Below are 20,897 nucleotides of genomic sequence, written 5' to 3'. Positions count from 1 at the left end.
GGCGTGCGCGGGGCTCGTAGGAGGAGCGTCACGCGCCACGCCGGCCCGCGGGCGGCACCTTCCCAGATCTGTGGGCAGCGGTGCGCGACGGAGTGGCTGTGGTCGCGTCGAAGAGGCGTCAGGTGCGGGCGGTCGCGACCAGCTCGCGCACCTCACGGTGCTCGCCGAGCACCTCCTGCGCGGGATCCATCAGCAACCGCTGCGCGACGTCCTCGATCGCGGACCGGCCCGCGCGCAACGTCTGCTCACCGCGCCGACGACCTGCGGCTCGTCGCGCGGCAGCGGCACCGAGCCAGCACGCGACGGCGCCGACGAGCAGCATCGCACCGACCGCCGGGGCCCACGCGTAGCTGTCGCCGTCGCCGGCCAGCGTCCCGACCCACAACGCCACGACCATGATGCCCAGCACGGCCAGCACCGCCGCGGCGACGGTCAACGCCACGGCGGCCGTCGAGCGCCGCGCGGCGATCCGCACCCCGGCCAAGGCCTCCTGCACGGCTGCGCCGATCTGCTCGGACGGGGCGACGCGCGCGTCGAGGTCCCGTGCCCACCGGGCGGGCAGCGCGCCGACGAGCGGCGCGAGCCACGCCGAGCGCGCCTGGCCCACGGCGTGGCCCTGCACGGCGCCGAGCGCGGGGATCGTCGTCTCCTTGCCGCGGCTCGCGGCGCCGACGGCTGCCGCGACGGACGGCAGCCCGGCCGCGTCCGCCAGGGTGTCGACGACCCCGGACACCGACAGCACCGACGGCTCGCGCTCGCCGACCTGCGTATCGAGCGCGCGCACCGCGTCGCCGATCCCGGCGGCGGCCCGCGTCGCAGCCAGGGACCGACCGGCGACCGCCGTCGCGAGACCTGCGCGCAGCTCGGTGATCCCGGTGCCGTTCACGGCAGACACCGCGACCACGGGCACGTCGACGAGACCGTCGGCGGCCAGCAGCCGCGACACGTCCTCGATCAGCCCGTCGCGCTGCTCGAAGGGCACGGTGTCGATCTGGTTGAGCACGACGAGCATGGAGGCCTCGTGCCCCACGAGGTGCTGCAGATAGCCGGTGTGCAGGGCGTCGTCGGCGTACTTCTGCGGGTCGACGACGAACACGAGCAGGTCGGCCTGCGGCAGGAGCCGGTCGACGACGGCGCGGTGCTCGGGCTCGATCGAGTCGTGGTCGGGCAGGTCCAGGAGCACGAGCCCGCGCAGCGCGACCTCCGTGTCGCCGTCGAGCGCGCTCTCGCGCTCGATCCGGCGCCCGCCGTCGACTCCGAGCCAGTCGAGCAGCGCGCCGGCGTCGCCGCCCCAGACGCACGCCGTGACCTGCGACGTCGTCGGGCGCTTGACGCCCACGTCCGCGAACTGGAGCTTGGAGACGGAGTTGAACAGGCTCGACTTGCCGGACCCGGTGCCACCGACGAGCGCGACGACGGTGTGGTCGACACCCAGCGCGAGTCGCTCGTGCACCCCGGTCAGCCCGGTGGTGACGGTCGCGACGACGGCCGGGTCGAACCGGTCCCCCGCGCGTTCGACCGCCCGCTCCAGCGCGTCGACCCGGGCGGTGAGGTCCTGCTCGTCGCTCATGTCAGCCCCTTCAGGACGGCGAGCCGCAGGCGCAGCCTCGATGCGGCGTCGTCGGCGAGGTCGGGGTCGGCCAGCAGCTCGTCGACCGCGGAACGCTCGAGGCGCGCCTGGTCGGAGGCGCGCTCGGCGAGGTCTCGGACGAGGTCGTCGACGATGCGCTCGCCCGCCGCGCCGAGCAGCGTGACCAGCAGCCGTCGGGCGTCCTTGACGCCGGCCGCACCCGCGAGCGCAACGGCGGCGAGGCCCTCGTCGCCGAGCGAGCGCACCGCCTGCTGGCGGCGCTTGTCGAGCTTCTTCAGCTCGCGCCCGACGACGTCGTCCTCGGGGCGTGCTGCGAGCATCGCGCGCACGACGCGCGGCCCCTGCGCGGTCCAGCCGCGCGCGGCGAGCTCGGCGGCGCGGGTCCGGCGCGCCGCGGTCGCGCCGCCCGCCCAGGCCGATGCGATCGAGGTCGAGCCGCCCGGCGCGTCGTCGGCCGTGAGCGACGACCGCAGCGCGGCCTCGGTACGCGCACCGATCTCCGCGAGGGTCGCGGCGGCGGACTGGTTGAGGTCGACGAGCAGGGGTTCGAGCGAGGTCACGCGGGCGGGTGCGGTGCGGGCGGAGCCGCGCACCTTGCCCGACGACGACACGAGGTCGTGGACCGGCCCGCCGTCCGCGCTGAGCTCGGCCCACCGCGCCCGCACGGGACCGTCGGCGACCGCGCCGTCGCGGATCGACTCGGCCGCGGCCTTCGCCGGTGCCGCGAGCCGCTCGTCGATGGTGCCCGCGATCGCCGCCGCCGCGTCGGCCTGCTCCTGCACCACGGTCGCGAGCTCGTCGACCCACTCGCGCAGCGCGGACAGCGAACCACGCAGCGTGCGCCCGATGACGGTGCGCGCCCGGTCGGGCCCGGCGAGCATGGTGAGCCACCGGTTCACGGGTGCAACGACGTTCGCGCCCAGCAGCCCCTCGTGGGGGCCGACGTCGGGCACGACGAACAGCGGCGACCCGTCGAGTCCGTGCTTGCGCAGCCGCGCGAGCAGGTCGCCGCGAACGGTCGGCAACGAGTCCGACGGGACGCGGTTGAGCACCATCGCGATCGACGCCCCGCGCTCGACGGCACTCTCGAGCACCTTCCACGGCAGCGCGTCGCCGTACCGGGCGGCCGTCGTGACGAACAGCCACAGGTCGGCGGCCTCGAGCAGCCGGTGCGCCGACTCACGGTTGGAATCCAGGACCGAGTCCAGGTCGGGCGCGTCCAGCAGCGCGATGCCGCGCGGCACGTGCTCGTCGGCGACCACCTCGACCGACTCCAGCACGGGGTGGTGGCTCAGCAGCTCGGCGTCGAGAGGGTGGTGCACCAGGACCGGACGCCGGGTCGTCGGCCGCAGGACGCCTGCCTGACTGACCTCCGCCTGGACCAGGGAGTTCACGAGAGTCGACTTGCCCGCCCCGGTGGAGCCCGCGACCACGACGACGGCCGGCGCGGACAGCTCCGTCAGCCGCGGCAGCAGGTGCTCGTCGAGCTGGTCGAGCAGCCGGGCACGCGACGCGCGTGCGTCGCTCGTCCCCTCGATCTCGAGCGGGAACCCCGTCGCGGCGACGTCCCGGCGCAGGTCCCGTACGGCGTCCAGCAGCGACGTCGCCGCCAGCGGCCGGGCCAGCACGGACCGCGGGTCGTCGGCCTGGTGTCGAGCGTGCGCCGACCTCGTGGTCGGCGACGCCGACGCGGTCCCCGGCTGAACGCTCACGTGCTCATTCTCAGGCCCGGACCTGACCAGGCCAAACGCGCCACGCGGTCAGACCCCGGCGAGTCGGGCCTTCCGGACCTGCCGGACGAGCTCCGCGCGCGCCCTGGGGCGAGTGAACCTAAAGTGCCAAGAGGTCCGAACCGGTAGGCAAGCCTCGAAGGAGACGCTCATGGCCCGCAGGAATGCTCTGACCCTCGCCGCCGCCACGGCGGCCCTCACGCTCGCGGCAGCCGCCCCCGCCCAGGCTGCACCGATCTCGATCGGCCTGAGCACCAAGACCTCCGACTCGGACGGCTTCGCGTACCTGAGTGCCACCCTCTCGTTCACAGACGGCGGCCGGGGCATCGACCTGACCGGGAAGGTCACCGACCGCTGCCCGGCCGACAGTCACGGCGCGTACGCCATCATCACCGTCCACCTGTCCGGCGGAGGCTTCCGGACGTGGACGCCACAGGACGCGAACGGCTGCGGCGGAGGAACGCCGTTCGACCACGACGTCAACTTCAACGTGCACGTGAAGGACGTGAGCTTCCTCCTGCAGGAGCGCGACAACGGCACCGTCGTCCGCTCGACGAGCAGGGTCGTCACGAACGGCTGACCCCGGCGCTCCCTTCGTCGGCGCGCCACTACTCTGGTCCCGCGGCAGCGACCGTGCCCCCGTAGCTCAATGGATAGAGCAACGGCCTTCTAATCCGTAGGTTGCAGGTTCGAGTCCTGCCGGGGGCGCCTCAGCACCCAGCGGACGACGTGCCACCGCGCTCTCGCCCGCCCTCGTCCGTTGTCACAGCGGCGCGCATGCGCTTGGCTGGGCCGACGACGCCGCGGGGGCGACGAGAGGGGCGACGCGACGATGACCGCTGATGATGCAGCTGCGCAGGTGCCGAACCGGTACCGGGCGGCGATCAGCTCGGCGCGGAGCTCGTCGCGTGAATCGGCCGAGACCTTGTCGGGTGCCTTGGACAAGGCCGTCCGGGCGATGTCGAACGGGGCGTGGACAGGAGGCAAAGCGGCCGACTTCGAAGATCGCCTGACGTCATGGCGGAGCACCTGCCGCAGCGCTTCGGACGGGGCGATGGCGGAGCTCGACGACGCCTTGCGACGGCAGCCGGAGCTGGTCGACGAGAACTCGTGGCAAGCACGGTGGCGGCCATGGCCGAGGTGAGCATCGACCTCGACGCGATGGCCGACCTCGTCGCGTCGTTGGGTGCCGCACGGTCGGACATCACGGAGTCGGCAGGGCTCCTGCGCGGCCGGCTCGACTACGTCGAGCTGTCGACGTCGTCACTGTCGCAGGTCGGCTACGCCGCCAGCGTGGACCAGGCGATCGGCGAGGCGCTACGAGACCTGAACCGCCGGCTCGCGCTCGCCCGGATGATCGAGCAGGCGACGCCGGGTCTCACCGTGGTCACGTTCGACGACGACGTGCTCTCGACGAAGACGGACGCGCAGATCGACGCCCTGGTCGACACGGTCCTGGACAAGCTGAAGGTCGACGAGGACGACTTCGATCCCCGGGACATCGACCCGGACCTGCTGCAGATCCTGACCGAGAACCAGACCGACCCGTACTTCGCGAAGGCCCTCGCCTCCCGCGTGACACCCGGCGCGCTGGCTGCCTACCTCGACCTGGTCAACCGGGGCCGCATGCGCTCTGGCATCGACGGCGTCCAGGCGTTCGACCGCGACTACGACGCCCTGCTGCGCGGGCTGGGCATGACGCTGGGGCTGGCCTCCCAGGGCTCCGGCGACGTCGCCGTCCCGGGCATGTCGAAGGTGTGGAGCGACTTCGCCGGCAGCGACGCCGTGAAGTACAGCCACGGTGGCCAGCTCAACCTCGTCTCCCTGGTGATCGAGCGCGGCGTATGGTCCGACGACTTCCTCGTCGACGTCTACCAGTCCATCCGCGACTCCGAGGGCGACCAGGGCGCGAACCAGTGGGCGGTCGGTGGACCGTGGCTCGTCACCGACCCGCGGCCGGACCGCTCACCACAGTGCGACCTCATGCAGGACCCGCTCTACGGGGTCCTGACGGCGATGGCGAACAACCCCGACGCGGTGCGGCGGATCTTCGGCACCTCAGGCACGACGACGGTCGACACCGGCAGGTCGAAGGTCGTGGTCAACGCGGCGATGTGGCAGTTCCTGCACGACCGCCCCGGCCTCGACGAGCTCACCGCCGGCGCGTTCGGCCTCGCCGTCCAGAACGCCATCCTCAGCCCACCGAAGGAGGGCCAGGACGCCTTCCAGCCACGGCTCGCCGGCGACCTGAGCACCGTCGCGGAGGCGTTGAGCGAGGAAGGGGAGGTGGCCAAGGAGAAGGCCGGCCCGTGGTGGAAACAGCTCCTGCACGGCCTGCTCGACGTCGCCGGCCTCGTCCCTTTCATCGGCGAACCCGCCGACCTCATGAACGGGGTCTGGTACTACGCCGAAGGCGACGTCCTGAACGGGTCGCTGTCGATGGGGTCCGCGATCCCGATCATCGGCTACGTCGCCACCGGCGGCAAATGGGTCAAGACCGCCCTCAAGGCCGAGGACCTCGTCGAGATCGAGAAGCTCGTCGAAGCCGGCGAGCTCATCACCACCGTCGACCGAGCCTCCGGCGCCGCCCGCACCTTCGGGCGCGACGGACGACTGCTCGACACGACCATCGACCTGACCGACCCCGCCACCTTCGAAGCCACCAAGTTCCTCAGCGACGCCGAGCTCGCCCGCTGGAACGGCCCGCTGTCCTTCATGCGCAAGATCATCGCCGGCAACCGGTTCAACGCCTACGCCAACCACGCCTACGACTACTCCGAGATCGCACTCACCACCGGCAACAAGTCACGGTTCCGGCTCGACGCCTACACTCCGGGCGAGTCCATCGTCTCTCGCAAGCTCACCCAGTTCAGCGAGGTGGACCTCTCGACGGCAAAGCGCTACATCAATGAGTTCAAGGCAAAGTATCCCGCAGGGACCACGATCGCGAAGACCCGGAAGAACGACGCACTGGGGATCTCTGGACAGCGGCTGAGGGGAGACATGATCCTCGAGGTCCCCCCGCAGGTGGGCGGTACGGTTGACCCCGCGATCGTGGCCTACGCCAGGAGCAAGCAGATCTCCATCCGCGACATCAACGGGCACTACTACACCTAGGAATCACCCAGGGGCGGCACGCATGACCTATCTGTATGGCAGTGGCTGGTTCGAGGACGAGCGCAAGCCGGTCGAGCCGATGAGCGAGGAGCAGGCTCGACGGGTCTTCGAGAAGGGCCCCCAGCTGGGCGTGGCAGCGGTCGAGGGCGTCGGGCTCGTGCCGCGGTACGCGCTGACGATGAACGCACAGGCTGAGTCGGTCGACGTGCATCTGTACGACGAGCAGGGCTCCGAGATTTCGTCGCTGTCGTATCAGACCGTCGACGGACGCCTGTTCCTCTTCGACGTCACCGAGTGGCTCTACCCAGACGACGGCCACTTCCACGGCGTGCAGGCCAACACGGCGATCCGGACGTTCCTCTTCAAGCCGGACGGCTACGCCCGCCTGCGCACCAAGGTCAAGGCGGCCCCGGCAGCCACGATTGAGGAGTTCACCGACGTGAACGTCTCCGACCACTGGCTCGACCCGCTGGAGTGGGGCGACTGGGACCGCATCGGCGAGCACCGCCCCACCGCCGTCTGACCCCGGAGTCTCACTGGCCACAGGTCCCCCGCCCCGGGGGCAGCTCTGCCGCGAGCGGTCGGTACCGTCGGTGCGGTGAACAACGACCGGTGGCAGGAACGGCGACGACCGACGCCGCGTCCAGCAGGCACGGGTCAGTCGACGACCTCGATGATCGCGCTCGCGGCGGCGAGATGCTCCACGGTCCGTGCCGCCGCACGTCCGATCTCGACCCGCGGCGCTGGCGGGCGCTCGTCGGGAAAGTAGGTTCCCGGGCCGTAGAACTGGCCGTAGCGGAGCACCACCCCGCCGAACTCCAGGACCTGGCGTTCCAGGTCGCGTGCGGCGTCGGCGGCCACCGGGGATGTCGGCGTCCACGCGATGCTCTGCGCGACGAGACCCCGCGCACCCGCCGCCCGTGCCGCGCCGACCAGGTTCCGGGTGCCTTCCGTGCGGATCCGCGCGTTCGCCTCCGCGGCACCGGCCAGCGCAGCACGGTCGTCGGGCAGGTCCGTGAGCTGATGGAGCACGACGTCGGGGCCGAACTCCGTCACCGCTCGCGCCAGGCCGGCGGCGTCGAACACGTCGCAGACGACGGGCGTGGCACCAGCGCCGCGGAGCCGCGGAACCGCGTGCTCGGAGCGCGTCATGCCGGTGACCTCGTGGCCGCCCTCGATGAGCAGCGGGATCAGGCGACTGCCGATGACTCCGGTGGCCCCGGCCAGGAAGATGCGCACGTCGTCACCCTAGACAGTGCGGCACCGCGGTCGACGAAGGTTATTTCCGACAGGTCAGGTCGCGAGCAGGCGTCGCCGCAGGGCGCCGGCGCCGCGCACCACCAGCCACACGAGCACCGCAAGCACCAGCGCGGCGGCCGCGACGTCGAGAGCAAGGCTCGTCCAGTCGATGCTGGTCGGGTGCTCCCACGGACTGCTCACGCCGACGACCCACGGGAACGGCGGGTCCAGCGACGCCTGATCCTGCGAGATCCACCGCGCGGGGAACCCCCAGGACACGTCGGCGAGATCGTCGCGGGACTCGACCCGGGCGCCGGCGAACGCGACCTGGCCCAGCACCGCGACGAAGGAGGCGACGACGACACCCACCCGGACTCCGCGCGGCGAGATCCGCCACCTGGTCCCCCGTGCCCCGTTCACGCGCCGAGTCTGTCACGTGCCCCGTGCGTCCACCCGTGAACGGCGAAGGGGGATGGCCGTGCCCGGTCTGCCGTCAGGCCGCCGTGTCGCGGCGGCCGGTGCGCAGCGCTCGCGCCGACCAGCGGCCGTCGATGCGCTCGACGCGGATCGGGTGCTCGAACGCTCGGGTCACCGACGCGGTCGTGATCGCGTGGTCGATGGGTCCGCTCGCGACGACCGACCCGTGCGCGATGAGCAGCGCGTGCGTGGTCGACTCGGGCAGCTCCTCCAGGTGGTGGGTGACCATGATCGAGGTGAGGTGGGGACGCTCGACGCGGAGTCGGTCGATCGTCTCCAGGAGCTGTTCGCGCGCCGCGACGTCGAGCCCGGTCGACGGTTCGTCGAGCAGCAGCAGCCGAGGGTCGCCGACGAGCGCCCGGGCGATCAGGGCGCGGCCGCGCTCCCCCTGGGAGAGCGTGGGCCAGCGACCGTGTGCGATCCCGCCCAGGCCGAGCTCGTCGACGAGCGCGTCGGCGCGCGCGAGGTCGTCGGCCGTCGGTGTCCAGCGCCACGGCATCTCGACGGTACCGGTCACGCCGGTGAGCACCACCTCGCGCACCGACACCGCGGAGCGCAGGTCGTGGCGCGGGTTCACGTGCCCGATCACGCGCCGCAGCGCAGCCAGCTCGACGCGCCCGAGCTGCTCGCCCAGCACGCGGACCGTGCCCGTCGTCGGATGCGTGACGGCACCGCAGAAGCCGAGGATCGTGCTCTTGCCCGCGCCGTTCGGGCCGAGCAGCGCCCAGTGCTCGCCCGCGCGGACCGTCAGGTCGATGCCGTGCAGGATCTCGGTGGCGTCGCGGCGGAACGTCACGGCGTCCAGCTCCAGGACCGTCTCGGTCATGCCAGGGCCTCCTTGAGATGGGTGAGGTGCGCGCGGCTCGCAGCGGAGGCTCGCTCGGGAAGGCGCGCCGCGACGGCCTCGACGAGCGCCTCGTGCGCGGCATGGTCGGCGTCGGGGTCGACGGGCCGCGCACGCAGCATCGCGACCATGGCGCGGTGGACGCGCGGGACGAAGCTGTCGAAGAGCTCGAGCAGGATCTCGTTGTGGGACGCGGCGACGACGGAGCGGTGGAACGCCGTGTCGGCGTCGACGAGCCTCTCGACGTCGTCGGGCGCCGCGGCACGTGACGCGAGCGCGCGACGGATGGCCCGCAGGTCGTTGGGGGTGCGCTGAGCGGCCGCGAGCGCGGCGGCCTCCGCCTCGATGGCGACGCGCGCCTCGATGACCTTCACCACGGCCGCCCGGCCCAGCACGGCGTCCCAGTCCTCGCTCGCGTCGAGCGCGACGACGAAGACACCGGCGCCCTGACGCGACTCGAGAACCCCGCGACCGGAGAGCTCGCGGACGGCCTCGCGCAGCGTGGTCCGGCCGACGCCGAGCGACGCGGCGAGGACGGGCTCGGCGGGCAGGCGGCTGCCGAGGGCCCAGCGCCCCGACCGGATCTGTCCGAGCAGGACGTCCGCGGTCTGGGTGGACAGCGGTTGGCGTCGAACGGCTGACGGCATGCCGGGCTCCAGGTCTCGTGGCAGAACGAAGAGCACGCTATCACCGGCATCCGCACGAGCCGAATGCCCAATGATCAGTCAGAACACCGCACGACCAAGCAACTCATCCGCGGAGTGAACGCCGATCGCGCCGACTGGAGGGTGGGCGCGGGACGTCGTCGCGGGTAAATCCCGTGACCCACCCCACGCGGGCGTGGTCTGGTGGACCCACACCCACCACCGCCGCCCCACCGGGCGGTCACACCGCGCGAGGCCCTCTCGTCGCGGACCTCACCCACACCCATGTACGGAGAGTTTTGCCATGCATTTTTCCACCGCCTACGACATCGTCCGCTCCGAGCACGACCACCTGCAGCGCTACGCCGAGCTGGTCCGCGAGCGGCGACCACAACCCTCGGACGCCTCGCGGCGGCCACCGAGTACCGGGCGCCTCGTGGCGCTGGCTCGTCGGTCCGCCACCAAGCGGAACGTCTGACGCACGCCACGGGCCGGTCCCCCGCACCTGACACGCCGGGGACCGGCCCGTTCGCATGTCCGGACCACGCGCGTCCGGACCAGGCCGACGACGTGCCACGATGGGCGCATGACCCGCGCGAACGGCTCCGCCTGATGGGCCGGCACGCCAGCGCCGAACCCGAGCCGCAGCGCCGCGGGCACCGGACCCTGACGCTGTGGGCGGAGCGGGTCGGTATGGGGCTGGCCGCCGGCGTCGTCATGCTGCTGGTGCTCCGCTGGGCGGACCTGTCCTGGGCCGCGTCCGTCGGCATCGCCGCCGGCGTCGTGGTTCTCGTGCCCGTCGCCGCGTGGGTCGCGTCGACCGTCCCGGGGCACGACGGCCACCACTGAGCACCGCCCAGCAGGGCCGATACGCCCGCACCCCCTAGGGTTGACCCGTGATGAGCCCGACGACGTCCTCCCCCAGCGCACACGGCCACGAGAGTGCCGACCGCATCGTCTGGATCGACTGCGAGATGACTGGCCTGGACCTGGGCGCCGACGCCCTCGTCGAGGTCGCCGCGGTCGTGACCGACTCCGAGCTGAACGTCCTCGGGGACGGCGTCGACGTGATCATCGCCCCGCCCCCTGCGGCGATCGAGCAGATGGGCGACTTCGTGCGCACCATGCACACGACGTCCGGGTTGCTCGACGAGCTCTCCGGTGGCACGACGCTCGCCGACGCCGAGCAGCGGGTGCTCGACTACATCCGCACATGGATCCCCGACCCGGGCAAGGCGCCCCTGGCCGGCAACTCGGTCGGCACCGACAAGACCTTCCTCGACCGCGACATGCCGGCCCTCGTCGGGCACCTGCACTACCGGATCGTGGACGTGTCCTCCATCAAGGAGCTCGCCCGGCGCTGGTACCCGCGCGTGTACTTCTCCGCCCCCGCCAAGAACGGCGGCCACCGCGCGCTCGCCGACATCCTGGAGAGCATCGACGAGCTGCGGTACTACCGCGCGGCCCTGTTCCCGGCGCAGCCCGGTCCCGACTCGACGGCCGCCAAGAAGATCGCCGCCGAGATCGCTGCCACCTCGGTCGCGAAGCGAGGCGCGGCCGGCTGACCGGCGGTCCGCAGGACCGCGGCACGAGCACGCCGCTCGACCCGGTACACTTTTCCTCGCCCGCTTCGCGGCGGGTGCATGGTGGGTATAGCTCAGCTGGTAGAGCACCTGGTTGTGGTCCAGGGGGTCGCGGGTTCAAGTCCCGTTACTCACCCCAGCACGAAGGGCGCCGATCCTCGGATCGGCGCCCTTCGTCGTTGCTGCGGTCGGCGGTCAGAGCCGCGCGACGATCGCGTCCGCGAACCGCTCCACCGATCCCGGCGCGTGCCCGAAGAACAGCGACGGCTCGGTGAGCTCGAGCTCCAGCACCACGGGGTTGCCCTCGTCGTCGGGGATCAGGTCGACGCGCGCGTACAGCAGCGGCTTGCCGTCCCCGGGCGCCAGCTCCGGCAGCGCCGCGATCACCCGCTCGGCGACCTCGCGCTCCGCGTCGCTCGCCTCGCGCGGGCTCATCTCCTCGCGCAGGTACAGCTGGTTGTCGTCGGCTCGGAACGGCCCGTCCAGGATCGCGCCCTTGCGCACCGAGTGGCTGAACTCGCCGTTCACGAACACCAGCGCGGTCTCGCCCTCGGTGTCGACCTGGCGCAGGTAACGCTGGATCATGACGCGGCGCCCCACGCCCAGCAGGTTCTTGGCGTGCATGATCGCGAGCGACCGGCTCGTCGTGACGTCGGCCTGGTACCGGCCCGTGTCGCGCGACCCCGCGCTGACGGTCGGCTTGATCACGAAGTCGCCGAACGCCGGGAACCGCGTGTGGATGGCGCGCGAGTCGAAGTTGCGCTCCGGGTCGAGCCAGATGGTCGGCACGATGGGCAGGCCGGCCTTCTCGAGGTCGCGCAGGTACGTCTTGTCGATGTTCCAGCCGACCACCGCCGCTGGGTTGAGCAACGTGCTGGTGCGCTCGACGCGCTGCGTCCAGTCCGCGAACTGCGTCGGGCGGTGCGTGTAGTCCCACGTCGAGCGGATGACGACGTGCTGGTACGTCCCCCAGTCGACGGTCGGGTCGTCCCAGACGACGACGTCGGTGGCGATCCCTCGCTCGCGCAGGGCGTCGAGCAGCGGGACGTCGTCGGCGTCGAGCTCGGGCAGCTCGGCGCAGGTGGCGAGGGCGAGGCGTGCGGTCGTCGAGGTCACGTCCGCAGCCTACCGACGGTGGTGTCCCGGGCGCGGCGGTCAGGTGTCCGCGAGGTTTCGCCCCGGCCGCGCGCGTCAGGCGGTCGCTGCTTCGTCGTCCGCCAGCGCCAACGGCTCCTGCTCGCCGGTGCGCCCCTCGTCGGCGAGCCTGCGCAGCGCGCGCAGCACGCTCTGGCCGGTGACCCGACCGATCGCCTGCCCGTTCTCCCACACGGGCACACCGACGCCGCCGCGGTCCTCGTCGACCAGGTGGTCCAGGACGTCGCCCAGATCGGTCCCGAGCTCGACGTGCGGTCCGTCGACGACCGTGCCCGCCTCGTCGCCCTCCAGGTCGGCGCGCTCGAGCCGGCCCAGCGACATGAGCCGGGCCGTGCGCCCGCGGCCCACGAGGTCGGCGACCCGGTCCGTCGCGGGGCGCGCGACGATCTCCAGCGGCGGGGCCAGCTGCTCGATGTGCGCTCCCTCGCTCAGCACGGCGACGCGGTCCGCCATCCGCACGGCCTCGTCGATGTCGTGCGTCACGAGCATCACCGTCGTGCCGAGCTCGCGCTGGATGCGGGCGAACTCGGTCTGCAGCCGGCGGCGACCCACGGGGTCGACGGCCCCGAAGGGCTCGTCCATCAGCAGCACGGGCGGGTCGGTGGCCAGCGCCCGGGCGACGCCGACGCGCTGCCGCTCCCCGCCCGACAGCTCGTGCGGGTAGCGCTTGGCGTACCGCGACGGCTCGAGCCCGACGAGCGTGAGGAGCTCGTCGACCCGGTCGCGCGTGCGCCTGCGGTCCCAGCCCAGCAGCTTGGGCACGGTTGCGACGTTCTGCGCGACCGTGCGGTGCGGGAAGAGGCCGACGTTCTGGATGACGTACCCCATGCGGCGGCGCAGCTGGACGGGGTCGACATCCGTGACGTCGTCACCCTCCAGGAGGATGCGCCCGGACGTCGGCTCGACGAGCCGGTTGGCCATCCGCATCGTCGTCGACTTGCCGCAGCCCGACGGGCCGACGAGCACCAGCACCTCGTGCGGGCGCACGTCGAGATTCAGGTCGTGCACCGCGGCAGGCCCGTTGCCCGCCTCACCCGAGGCATACCGCTTGCTCACGCCGTCGAACCGGATCGCCCACTCGTCTGCCACCTGCAGGACGCTATCGGCCACGTCCGACACTCGCGACCCGCCGGCCGAGGACTCACCCCGCCCGGGACGCTCCCGGCCGTGCGCGTGTCGGTGGCCGCGGATACGGTCGCAGCATGCTTCGAGCCGACAGCCCACCGAACCCCTGGTTCTCGTGGCAGTACGTCGAGCGCAACCGCGACGACATCGCCACCTACCTGGGGCAGCACGTCTCGTTGACGCTCGAGGCCGTCGTGATCGCGCTCGTCGTCGCGCTGCCCCTGGCGGCCCTCGCGCACACGCGCCCACGCTTCGCCGCCCCCGTCCTGGGCACCGCCGGCGTGCTCTACACGATCCCGTCGCTCGCCCTGTTCGCGCTGCTCGCGCCGTACACGGGCATCGGGCGCGTCACCGTCCTGATCGGGCTGGTCGTCTACGCGCTGCTCGTGCTCATCCGTAACATCCTGGTCGGGCTCCAGGGCGTCGACCCGGCGGTCACGGATGCGGCCCGCGGCATGGGGTACGGCCGCGCGCGCATGCTCGTGCAGGTCGAGCTGCCCCAGGCGCTGCCGAGCATCGTCGCTGGTCTGCGCGTCGCGACGGTCACCACCGTCGCGCTGGTGACCGTGGGCGTGGTGGTCGGGTACGGCGGCCTCGGGCAGCTCATGTTCCGCGGGTTCCGCAGCAACTACCACGCGGAGATCATGACGGCGACGATCCTGTGCCTGGTGCTCGCGCTGGTGGCCGACGTGGCCATCGTGCTGCTCGCCAAGGCCGTGATGCCGTGGTCGAGGTCGGCGCGCATGCTCGCCGAGACGTCGGCGTGAGGGGGCTGCCGTGGACATCGTGAACGACGCGTTGACCTGGTTCAACGACCCCCTCAACTGGACCGGCAAGAACGGCGTCGTCGAGCTGACCGAGGCGCACCTGCGCGTCACGCTCTACGCGGTGCTGCTCGCGGCGGTCGTCGCGCTGCCCGCGGGGGTCTGGCTCGGGCACGCGCGGCGCGGCGGCACGCTCGGTGTCGTCGTCGCGAACACCACGCGCGCACTGCCCACGCTCGCACTCCTGACGCTCTTCGCGTCCGCCGGGCTGTTCGGCAACACCGCGACCGTGCTGGCCTGCGCGATCTTCGCGGTGCCCCCGCTGCTCACCAACACGGTGACGGGCCTGGGCGACGTCGACCGGGACGTCGTCGACGCGGCGCGCGGGCTCGGGATGTCGAGCGGACGACGACTGCGCGAGGTCGAGCTGCCGCTGGCCGTGCCCCTGGTCGCCGCCGGCGTCCGGACGGCCGTCGTGCAGGTGCTCGCCACGGTGCCGCTCGCCGCGCTCGTCGGCGGCCAGAGCCTCGGCACGATCGTCGTCACCGGCTTCGCGCTGCAGAACTACGGGCAGGTCCTGGCCGGCGGCATCCTCGTGGCGGGGCTCTGCCTGATCGCCGAGGGCGTCCTGGCCGTCGCACAGCACCTGCTGACCCCGCGTGGCCTGCGGGAATCCTCGACGCCGTCCCGCGGTTGGCGCCGACAGCGGGGCGAGCCGTCAGCGGTTGCCGTCGGCGCTCCCAGCGGTTCGAATAGTTCGATGCCCGGCGCCTGAGCGCGCCGGCTCTCCCCCTTCATCAGCACCGTACCCACCCCGACACCTGGAGCCCACGATGCGCGTTCGCCACCTGACGACGAAGGTCATGATGGCCACGTCCCTGCTCGGAGCCGGGCTCCTGCTCGGAGCCTGCGGTGACCCCGGGTCGGGAGGCGGCGAGGCCAACCCGACCACCAACACGTCCGGAGGCAGCGCGTGCGCGCCGGTCGCCGGCGACAAGCTCGTCGTGCTGACCGACGACAAGGGCCTGCAGAACTCGGACAACATCATCCCGGCCATCAACAAGGCGGTCGCGGGCAAGAACCCGCAGATCGTCGACCTGCTCAACTCGGTCTCCGCCAAGCTGGACACCGACAAGCTCATCCAGCTCAACAAGGCGGTCGACATCGACCGCAAGACCTCCCCGGAGGTCGCCGCCGACTTCGTCAAGACCGAGGGCCTCGGCGCGCAGGACCAGAGCGGCAAGGGCACCAAGGTCGTCGTCGGAGCGGCGAACTTCTCCGAGAGCGCGACGCTCGCCGAGATCTACGCGGCCGTGCTGAAGTCGGCCGGATTCGACGCCTCGACCCAGACCGTCGGCAACCGCGAGACCTACCTGCCGGCCCTCGAGAAGGGCACGCTCGCCGCCGTCCCCGAGTACGCCGCCACGCTGGCCGACTTCCTCAACGCGAAGGTCAACGGCACCGACGCCGCGTCGGTCGCCACGCCCGACATCGACAAGACGGTCGCGGCCCTGACGCCGCTCGCCGACAAGAGCGGCCTGGTGATGGGTGAGGCGTCGGCCGCACAGGACCAGAACGCGTTCGCCGTCACGCAGGAGTTCGCCGATGCGCACAATGTGAAGACCCTGAGCGAGCTGGCCACCGCCTGCGGCTCCGGTCTGACCCTCGCCGGGCCGCCTGAGTGCGCCGAGCGCCCCTTCTGCCAGCCGGGCCTGGAGAAGACCTACGGCCTGAAGTTCGACGACTTCAAGTCCTACGACTTCGGCCTCATCGGTGCGGCGATCCGCAAGGGCGAGGTCTCCATGGGCCTGGTCCTGTCGAGCGACGGCTCCCTGGCGAGCTGATACCAGCCCGCATCCAGGTGGAGGGCGTGACCCGTTCGGGTCACGCCCTCCACCTGTGTCTTGGGTAGCCTCACCGGTGGGAGGCTCGGGCGACGAGGGGGCATCGTGAAGCGCACCATCGTCGTCGCCGCCGGCGCCGTGCTCGCCGGGTGTGCGGCCTGGGCGCTCGGGTCCGTCGAGTCCGTCGGTGTCGAGCGCTCGTTCCCGCCAGCTCCCACGGCGACATCGGACACCACCGCGATCGTGCTCGAGTTCCTCAGAACACGCTGCACCGGGCCTGAACACCGTGAGGAGCCGGTCTGCACGCAGGACCCGCTGCAGTACGCCGAGCCCATGGACGCGCTGCACGAGCGCGTGTGGGAGCTGGAGAACCAGCCCGGTCGGTGAGGCGCCCCGGAGCGCTCAGAGCCCCGCGGCCTCGCCGAAGCGGAGCCACACCTCGCTGACCGTCGGGTATGCGGGCACGGCGTGCCACAGGCGCGACAGGGGCACCTCGCCGACCACGGCGATCGTCGCGGCGTGCAGCATCTCGGCCACCTCCGGGCCGACGAACGTCGCGCCGACGATCACGCCGCGCGCGTCGTCGAGCACGAGCTGCGCCTTGCCGGCGTAGTCGGGCGACAGGACGCTCGCGCCGGCCACGTTGGCCAGGTCGTAGGGCACGACGCGGACGTCGATGCCGGCCTCGCGCGCGCTCGACTCGGTGTGCCCCACCCACGCGACCTCGGGGCGCGTGAAGACGACCTGCGGGACAGCGGCCTCGTCGGCGGTGGCGCGGTAGCGGCTCCACGGTCCCGCGGCGGCCTCGGCGGCGCGGGCGTCCTCGTCGTCGCCGAACCGGGCCGCGACCACGTCGCCGGCCACGCGCGCGTCGTACTTGCCCTGGTGGGTGGTGCCGGTGCGCCCGGTGGCGTCGCCGACCGCGAACAGCCAGCCGCCGTCGGCACCCGTCGCCGCGAGCGCGTCGTCCACGTCGATCGCCTTGCCGGGAGTCAGCCCGATCGCATCGAGCCCGAGGTCCTCGGTTCGGGGACGACGCCCGGTCGCCACGAGGATCTCGTCGGCGTCGAGCGTCGAGCCGCCGAGGTCGACGTGGACGCCGTCGTCGTCGCGCTCCACCGATCGCGCCTCCGCGCCGAACAGGATCGTGACGCCGCGGGCGCGCAGCGCGTCCGCGACCGCCTCGGCCGCGAACGGCTCGGCGGCGGGCAGCAGGCGGTCGCCGCGCACGACGAGCGTGACGGCGCTGCCGAAGTCGGCGAACGCCGTCGCCATCTCGACACCCACCACGCCGCCGCCGAGCACCACGAGCCGCGCGGGCACGTGCTGCGCGGAGGTCGCCTCCCGGCTGGTCCACGGCTTCGCGGCGGCGAGCCCGTCGATCGGCGGGACCGCAGCCGACGAGCCCGTCGCGACGATCACGGCGTGCCGGGCGGTCACCGCGCGCTCTCCGTCGTCGCCCGTGACCGTCAGCGCCCGCGAACCGGTGAAGCGCGCATGGCCGCGCAGCAGCGCGATGCCGGCGCCGTCGACCCAGTCCGCCTGCCCGGAGTCGTCCCAGTTCGACGCCACCGCGTCGCGTCGCGCGAACGTGGCCGCGACGTCGACGTCGCCCGTGACGGCCGCACCGGCGCCCGGCGCGGTCCGCGCCGCCTCCAGCGCGGCGCCCGGCCGCAGCAGCGCCTTGGACGGCATGCAGGCCCAGTAGGAGCACTCGCCACCCACCAGCGCGGACTCGACGAGCGCGACGCTCAGGCCCGTCCGCCCGGCGCGGTCCGCGGCGTTCTCCCCCACCGCACCGCCGCCGATGACGATCACGTCGAAGGTGTCCTGCTGGTCGTCCGCCATCGAGCTCTCCGTCCACGCGTGCGGGCACGTACGTCGCGCCCGGAGCCATCGTCACCCGCGACGCGCCGGCCCGCAGGACGAGCGATGGCAGCATGGCGACCCATGAGCGACGACTGGGAAGCACGCATCGAGGAGTTCTGGGAGACGGCGGACCTGGAGGACCGCGAGGGAGCGTTGGAGCAGATGCGCCTGCTCGTGGCGGAACGGCCCGACGACGACCCCGTCGCGGTCTTCGAGTGGGCGTGCATCCACGACTCGCTCGGCATCGAGGGAGCAGCGGTCCCGCTCTACCGTCGGGCTCTGGACCTGGGCCTCGACGACTTCAACGCCACGCGCGCCACCATCCAGCTCGCCAGCTCCCTGCGCAACGTGGGCGAGGTCGACGAGGCCGTCGCGCTCCTGCAGGCGGCGCCGGATGCACCGGCGTTGGGCGCCGCCCGCCAGGTCTTCCTCGCCCTTGCCCTGCACTCCGCCGGTCGGCCCGACGAGGCCCTGCGTGAGGCCCTGCTCGCAGTCGTGCCGACGCTCCCCCGCTACCAGCGCTCGGCCCGCGCCTACGCGGACGCGCTCGTCGAACAGACGCGGACCGCCTGACGAACGACGAAGGCCCCTCACCTGCGTTCCCGCTGGTGAGGGGCCTTGCGTTGGTGCGCCATCAGGGACTCGAACCCCGAACCCGCTGATTAAGAGTCAGCTGCTCTGCCAATTGAGCTAATGGCGCGCGGTTGAGAACGTTAGCAGCCTCCTGGCCCAGAATGCCAACTGAGATCGGCCGCCGTGACGATCGTCACGATCTGGGTCTCACAGGTACAGCCCGGTGCCCGTCCCGGCGGCGCGAGGAGCGGCCACGGCGTGCACGTCCTTCTCCCGCAGCAGCAGGTACGTGGCGCCCTCGAGCTCCACCTCGGCGCGGTCCTCCGGGTCGAACAGCACGCGGTCGCCGACCTCCACCTGCCGCACGTGCTGGCCGGTCGCGACGACGTCCGCCCACGCCAACCGCTTGCCGACCGCAGCCGTCGCGGGGATCACGATGCCCGCGGACGAGCGCCGTTCCCCCGCCGCGTCGTCGAGCGTGACGAGCAGCCGGTCGTTGAGCATGCGGATGGGCAGGGCCTGGATGGGCTGGGAGGACTCGTCGGGCACGCTCCGACGCTACCCCGGCCGCGACATAGGCTGAGGGCAACCCACTACCTGGAGGTTCTCCGTGCCTCGTCTCGCCGCCGGCGACGTCGCCCCCGACTTCACGCTGCCCACCGCCGACGGCGGTCAGGTGCACCTGGCCGACCTGCGCGGTCAGCGCGTCATCGTCTACTTCTACCCGGCTGCGGGTACCCCCGGCTGCACCACGCAGGCGTGCGACTTCCGCGACTCGCTCGCATCGCTGGCCGGCGCGGGCTTCGCGGTCGTCGGCGTCTCCCCCGACCCCGTCGAGAAGCTGGCGACGTTCGCCGAGGCCGAGCACCTCACGTTCCCGCTCGCGTCCGACCCCGACAAGAGCGTGCTCGAGGCGTGGGGCGCCTGGGGCGAGAAGAAGCTCTACGGCAAGACGGTCACGGGTGTCATCCGCTCGACCGTGGTCGTCGGCGCCGACGGCGTCGTCGAGCTGGCCCAGTACAACGTCAAGGCGACGGGCCACGTCGCCAAGCTGCGCCGGGACCTGTCCGTCGCCTGACGGCGTGGGATGATCTCCCGCGGGCGCGAGCCCGACGCGGGAGTGGTGAAACGGCAGCCACGCCAGGTTTAGGTCCTGGTGCCCGAGAGGGCGTGCGGGTTCAAGTCCCGTCTCCCGCACCAGCCAGCCGGACATGACGAAGGGGACGGCCCACATCGGGCCGTCCCCTTCGTCATACGGTCAGTGCGTCAGGCGTCCTTCGCCGACGCGGCGATCTGCGCGCGGACGTCGTCCATGTCCAGGCCCTTGACGGCCTCGACGACCTGCGCGAGAGCCGGGGCGGGCAGCGCGCCGGCCTGGTTGAAGACCAGGATGCCGTCGCGGAACGCCATCAGCGTGGGGATCGAGAAGATCTGCAGCTCCTGGGCGAGCGCCTGCTCGGCCTCGGTGTCGACCTTCGCGTGCACGATGTCGGTGTTCTCGTCCGACGAGGCCTCGAAGACCGGTCCGAAGCGCTTGCACGGGCCGCACCACTCGGCCCAGAAGTCGATGAGGACGATCTCGTTGTCCTTGATCGTCTGACCGATCGTGTCGCCGGTCAGCGTGGTGGTAGCCATGGGGTTCCTTCCGTCGTCGGTGTCCGCGATCCTCAGCGTCACAGACAGGTCCACTATTCCCACCGGCGGGCGACGCCGCGCGCCGAACCGGGCGGAATCGCCCGCCCGAGCGCGCCCGGGTGCGTGGACGCCGCGTCGGCAGGGTAGAAACGTACGGTGACCGCTTCCGCCGAGTTCCCCACGCCCGATCGTCCCGACGGGTGGTTGAGCGCCGACGACATCGCCCAGGTGCGTCGCTCGCTGCCGATCGTCTACGTGGACGCGGTCCCGGTGCGCGTCGACGACTCGGGCGACGTGATCGCGGTCGGGCTGCTCCTGCGCGTGACGCGCGAGGGTGTCATGTCCCGGGCCCTCGTCAGCGGCCGCGTGATGTACCACGAGCGCGTGCGCGACGCGCTGCTGCGGCACATCGAGAAGGACCTCGGCCCGGTCGCGCTGCCGCAGATCCCCGCCTCCCCGCAGCCGTTCACGGTCGCCGAGTACTTCCCCACGCCGGGCATCACGGCGTACCACGACCCGCGCCAGCACGCGGTCTCGCTCGCCTACGTCGTGCCCGTCTCCGGCGACTGCCAGCCGCAGAACGACGCCATCGACCTGGCCTGGCTCACGCCCGAGGAGGCGTGCGCCGAGCAGGTGCAGGTGGAGATGAACGGCGGCCAGGGCGCGCTGCTGCGGCAGGCGATGGCGTTCGTCGGACGGATCTGAGC

Annotated in this window: 24 protein-coding genes and 4 tRNA genes; 16 read left to right on the top strand and 12 right to left on the bottom strand. The window is 72.2% G+C overall.

Going from position 1 to position 20,897, the window contains the following annotated elements; all coding sequences use genetic code 11:
* Positions 1 to 118 precede the first annotated feature (118 nt).
* A complete protein-coding gene (locus IC607_RS14250) occupies positions 119 to 1,570 on the bottom strand; it encodes a GTPase (protein ID WP_191788049.1) in 1,452 nt (483 codons plus the stop codon).
* Positions 1,567 to 3,303 carry a dynamin family protein gene (locus IC607_RS14245; RefSeq protein WP_191788048.1) on the bottom strand — a complete coding sequence of 579 codons (1,737 nt, stop codon included), beginning with the start codon at positions 3,301 to 3,303 and terminating at the stop codon, positions 1,567 to 1,569. The genes IC607_RS14250 and IC607_RS14245 overlap by 4 nt, the downstream gene beginning before the upstream one ends.
* Before the next feature lie 169 nt (positions 3,304 to 3,472).
* Here IC607_RS14245 and IC607_RS14240 point away from each other — a divergent pair, with 169 nt between their 5' ends.
* The 4 genes from IC607_RS14240 (at position 3,473) to IC607_RS14225 (ending at position 6,961) form a co-directional block, all read left to right on the top strand.
* Complete coding sequence (locus tag IC607_RS14240) at positions 3,473 to 3,901, top strand: hypothetical protein (protein ID WP_191788047.1); 429 nt, start codon at positions 3,473 to 3,475, stop codon at positions 3,899 to 3,901.
* 55 nt (positions 3,902 to 3,956) lie between these two features.
* Positions 3,957 to 4,029, top strand: a tRNA-Arg gene (locus IC607_RS14235).
* A gap of 402 nt (positions 4,030 to 4,431) precedes the next feature.
* The gene (locus IC607_RS14230; protein WP_191788046.1) at positions 4,432 to 6,438 is read left to right on the top strand and encodes a hypothetical protein; all 2,007 of its coding nucleotides are present in this window, start codon (positions 4,432 to 4,434) and stop codon (positions 6,436 to 6,438) included.
* A 22-nt stretch (positions 6,439 to 6,460) separates the two neighbouring features.
* Positions 6,461 to 6,961 (top strand): hypothetical protein, encoded by a 501-nt coding sequence (locus tag IC607_RS14225; RefSeq protein ID WP_191788045.1) that lies wholly within the window; start codon positions 6,461 to 6,463, stop codon positions 6,959 to 6,961.
* A 134-nt stretch (positions 6,962 to 7,095) separates the two neighbouring features.
* Here the strand turns inward: IC607_RS14225 and IC607_RS14220 are convergent, their stop codons facing one another.
* The 4 genes from IC607_RS14220 to IC607_RS14205 form a co-directional block, all read right to left on the bottom strand.
* Positions 7,096 to 7,677 carry an NAD-dependent epimerase/dehydratase family protein gene (locus tag IC607_RS14220; protein ID WP_191788044.1) on the bottom strand — a complete coding sequence of 194 codons (582 nt, stop codon included), beginning with the start codon at positions 7,675 to 7,677 and terminating at the stop codon, positions 7,096 to 7,098.
* Positions 7,678 to 7,731: 54 nt separating this feature from the next.
* Positions 7,732 to 8,097, bottom strand: a complete 366-nt coding sequence (locus IC607_RS14215; protein ID WP_191788043.1) for a hypothetical protein — start codon at positions 8,095 to 8,097, stop codon at positions 7,732 to 7,734.
* Positions 8,098 to 8,170: 73 nt separating this feature from the next.
* Complete coding sequence (locus IC607_RS14210; protein ID WP_191788042.1) at positions 8,171 to 8,980, bottom strand: ABC transporter ATP-binding protein; 810 nt, start codon at positions 8,978 to 8,980, stop codon at positions 8,171 to 8,173.
* On the bottom strand, positions 8,977 to 9,645 hold the full coding sequence (locus IC607_RS14205; RefSeq protein ID WP_191788041.1) for a FadR/GntR family transcriptional regulator: 669 nt from the start codon (positions 9,643 to 9,645) through the stop codon (positions 8,977 to 8,979). Before IC607_RS14205 ends, IC607_RS14210 begins: the two co-directional genes overlap by 4 nt.
* Before the next feature lie 301 nt (positions 9,646 to 9,946).
* Between IC607_RS14205 and IC607_RS14200 the strand changes: the two genes are divergently transcribed.
* The 4 genes from IC607_RS14200 (at position 9,947) to IC607_RS14185 (ending at position 11,364) form a co-directional block, all read left to right on the top strand.
* Positions 9,947 to 10,120 (top strand): hypothetical protein, encoded by a 174-nt coding sequence (locus IC607_RS14200; RefSeq protein WP_191788040.1) that lies wholly within the window; start codon positions 9,947 to 9,949, stop codon positions 10,118 to 10,120.
* A gap of 134 nt (positions 10,121 to 10,254) precedes the next feature.
* Complete coding sequence (locus IC607_RS14195) at positions 10,255 to 10,491, top strand: hypothetical protein (protein WP_191788039.1); 237 nt, start codon at positions 10,255 to 10,257, stop codon at positions 10,489 to 10,491.
* 50 nt (positions 10,492 to 10,541) lie between these two features.
* Positions 10,542 to 11,207, top strand: a complete 666-nt coding sequence (orn, locus tag IC607_RS14190; protein ID WP_191788131.1) for an oligoribonuclease — start codon at positions 10,542 to 10,544, stop codon at positions 11,205 to 11,207.
* A gap of 81 nt (positions 11,208 to 11,288) precedes the next feature.
* Positions 11,289 to 11,364 (top strand) — tRNA-His (locus tag IC607_RS14185).
* A gap of 56 nt (positions 11,365 to 11,420) precedes the next feature.
* On the opposite strand, the gene IC607_RS14180 is transcribed toward IC607_RS14185, so the two are convergent.
* Both IC607_RS14180 and IC607_RS14175 read right to left on the bottom strand, forming a co-directional pair.
* Entirely contained in the window at positions 11,421 to 12,341 is a 921-nt protein-coding gene (locus IC607_RS14180) for a hypothetical protein (protein ID WP_191788038.1), read from the bottom strand.
* A gap of 75 nt (positions 12,342 to 12,416) precedes the next feature.
* Positions 12,417 to 13,469 carry an ABC transporter ATP-binding protein gene (locus tag IC607_RS14175; RefSeq protein ID WP_191788037.1) on the bottom strand — a complete coding sequence of 351 codons (1,053 nt, stop codon included), beginning with the start codon at positions 13,467 to 13,469 and terminating at the stop codon, positions 12,417 to 12,419.
* Positions 13,470 to 13,582: 113 nt separating this feature from the next.
* On the opposite strand from IC607_RS14175, the gene IC607_RS14170 reads away from it, so the two are divergent.
* The 4 genes from IC607_RS14170 (at position 13,583) to IC607_RS14155 (ending at position 16,500) form a co-directional block, all read left to right on the top strand.
* Positions 13,583 to 14,272 (top strand): ABC transporter permease, encoded by a 690-nt coding sequence (locus tag IC607_RS14170; RefSeq protein WP_191788036.1) that lies wholly within the window; start codon positions 13,583 to 13,585, stop codon positions 14,270 to 14,272.
* Between the two features lie 10 nt (positions 14,273 to 14,282).
* Positions 14,283 to 15,044 carry an ABC transporter permease gene (locus IC607_RS14165; RefSeq protein ID WP_191788035.1) on the top strand — a complete coding sequence of 254 codons (762 nt, stop codon included), beginning with the start codon at positions 14,283 to 14,285 and terminating at the stop codon, positions 15,042 to 15,044.
* A 58-nt stretch (positions 15,045 to 15,102) separates the two neighbouring features.
* On the top strand, positions 15,103 to 16,113 hold the full coding sequence (locus tag IC607_RS14160; RefSeq protein ID WP_225225028.1) for a glycine betaine ABC transporter substrate-binding protein: 1,011 nt from the start codon (positions 15,103 to 15,105) through the stop codon (positions 16,111 to 16,113).
* 105 nt (positions 16,114 to 16,218) lie between these two features.
* Positions 16,219 to 16,500 (top strand): hypothetical protein, encoded by a 282-nt coding sequence (locus tag IC607_RS14155; protein ID WP_191788034.1) that lies wholly within the window; start codon positions 16,219 to 16,221, stop codon positions 16,498 to 16,500.
* A gap of 15 nt (positions 16,501 to 16,515) precedes the next feature.
* Here the strand turns inward: IC607_RS14155 and IC607_RS14150 are convergent, their stop codons facing one another.
* Positions 16,516 to 17,961 (bottom strand): NAD(P)/FAD-dependent oxidoreductase, encoded by a 1,446-nt coding sequence (locus tag IC607_RS14150; protein WP_191788033.1) that lies wholly within the window; start codon positions 17,959 to 17,961, stop codon positions 16,516 to 16,518.
* 102 nt (positions 17,962 to 18,063) lie between these two features.
* Between IC607_RS14150 and IC607_RS14145 the strand changes: the two genes are divergently transcribed.
* Complete coding sequence (locus tag IC607_RS14145; protein ID WP_225225027.1) at positions 18,064 to 18,555, top strand: tetratricopeptide repeat protein; 492 nt, start codon at positions 18,064 to 18,066, stop codon at positions 18,553 to 18,555.
* A 51-nt stretch (positions 18,556 to 18,606) separates the two neighbouring features.
* Here the strand turns inward: IC607_RS14145 and IC607_RS14140 are convergent.
* Together IC607_RS14140 and IC607_RS14135 are read right to left on the bottom strand one after the other, a co-directional pair.
* Positions 18,607 to 18,682 (bottom strand) — tRNA-Lys (locus IC607_RS14140).
* An 80-nt stretch (positions 18,683 to 18,762) separates the two neighbouring features.
* Complete coding sequence (locus tag IC607_RS14135; RefSeq protein WP_191788128.1) at positions 18,763 to 19,059, bottom strand: co-chaperone GroES; 297 nt, start codon at positions 19,057 to 19,059, stop codon at positions 18,763 to 18,765.
* Between the two features lie 106 nt (positions 19,060 to 19,165).
* On the opposite strand from IC607_RS14135, the gene bcp reads away from it, so the two are divergent.
* Together bcp and IC607_RS14125 are read left to right on the top strand one after the other, a co-directional pair.
* Positions 19,166 to 19,633: a thioredoxin-dependent thiol peroxidase gene (bcp, locus tag IC607_RS14130; RefSeq protein WP_191788032.1), complete on the top strand. Its 468-nt coding sequence runs from the start codon at positions 19,166 to 19,168 to the stop codon at positions 19,631 to 19,633.
* A gap of 36 nt (positions 19,634 to 19,669) precedes the next feature.
* A tRNA-Leu gene (locus tag IC607_RS14125) sits at positions 19,670 to 19,755 on the top strand.
* Positions 19,756 to 19,821: 66 nt separating this feature from the next.
* Here IC607_RS14125 and trxA read toward each other — a convergent pair.
* The gene (trxA, locus tag IC607_RS14120; protein WP_191788031.1) at positions 19,822 to 20,190 is read right to left on the bottom strand and encodes a thioredoxin; all 369 of its coding nucleotides are present in this window, start codon (positions 20,188 to 20,190) and stop codon (positions 19,822 to 19,824) included.
* Positions 20,191 to 20,346: 156 nt separating this feature from the next.
* Between trxA and IC607_RS14115 the strand changes: the two genes are divergently transcribed.
* A complete protein-coding gene (locus IC607_RS14115; RefSeq protein WP_191788030.1) occupies positions 20,347 to 20,895 on the top strand; it encodes an NUDIX hydrolase family protein in 549 nt (182 codons plus the stop codon).
* The last annotated feature ends 2 nt before the right edge of the window (positions 20,896 to 20,897 follow it).

Source organism: Cellulomonas sp. JH27-2 (genome assembly GCF_014837175.1).
GTDB lineage: Bacteria > Actinomycetota > Actinomycetes > Actinomycetales > Cellulomonadaceae > Cellulomonas.
The sequence above is the reverse complement of the archived record's forward strand: the minus strand, read 5'-3'. Positions and strand labels throughout refer to the sequence as shown.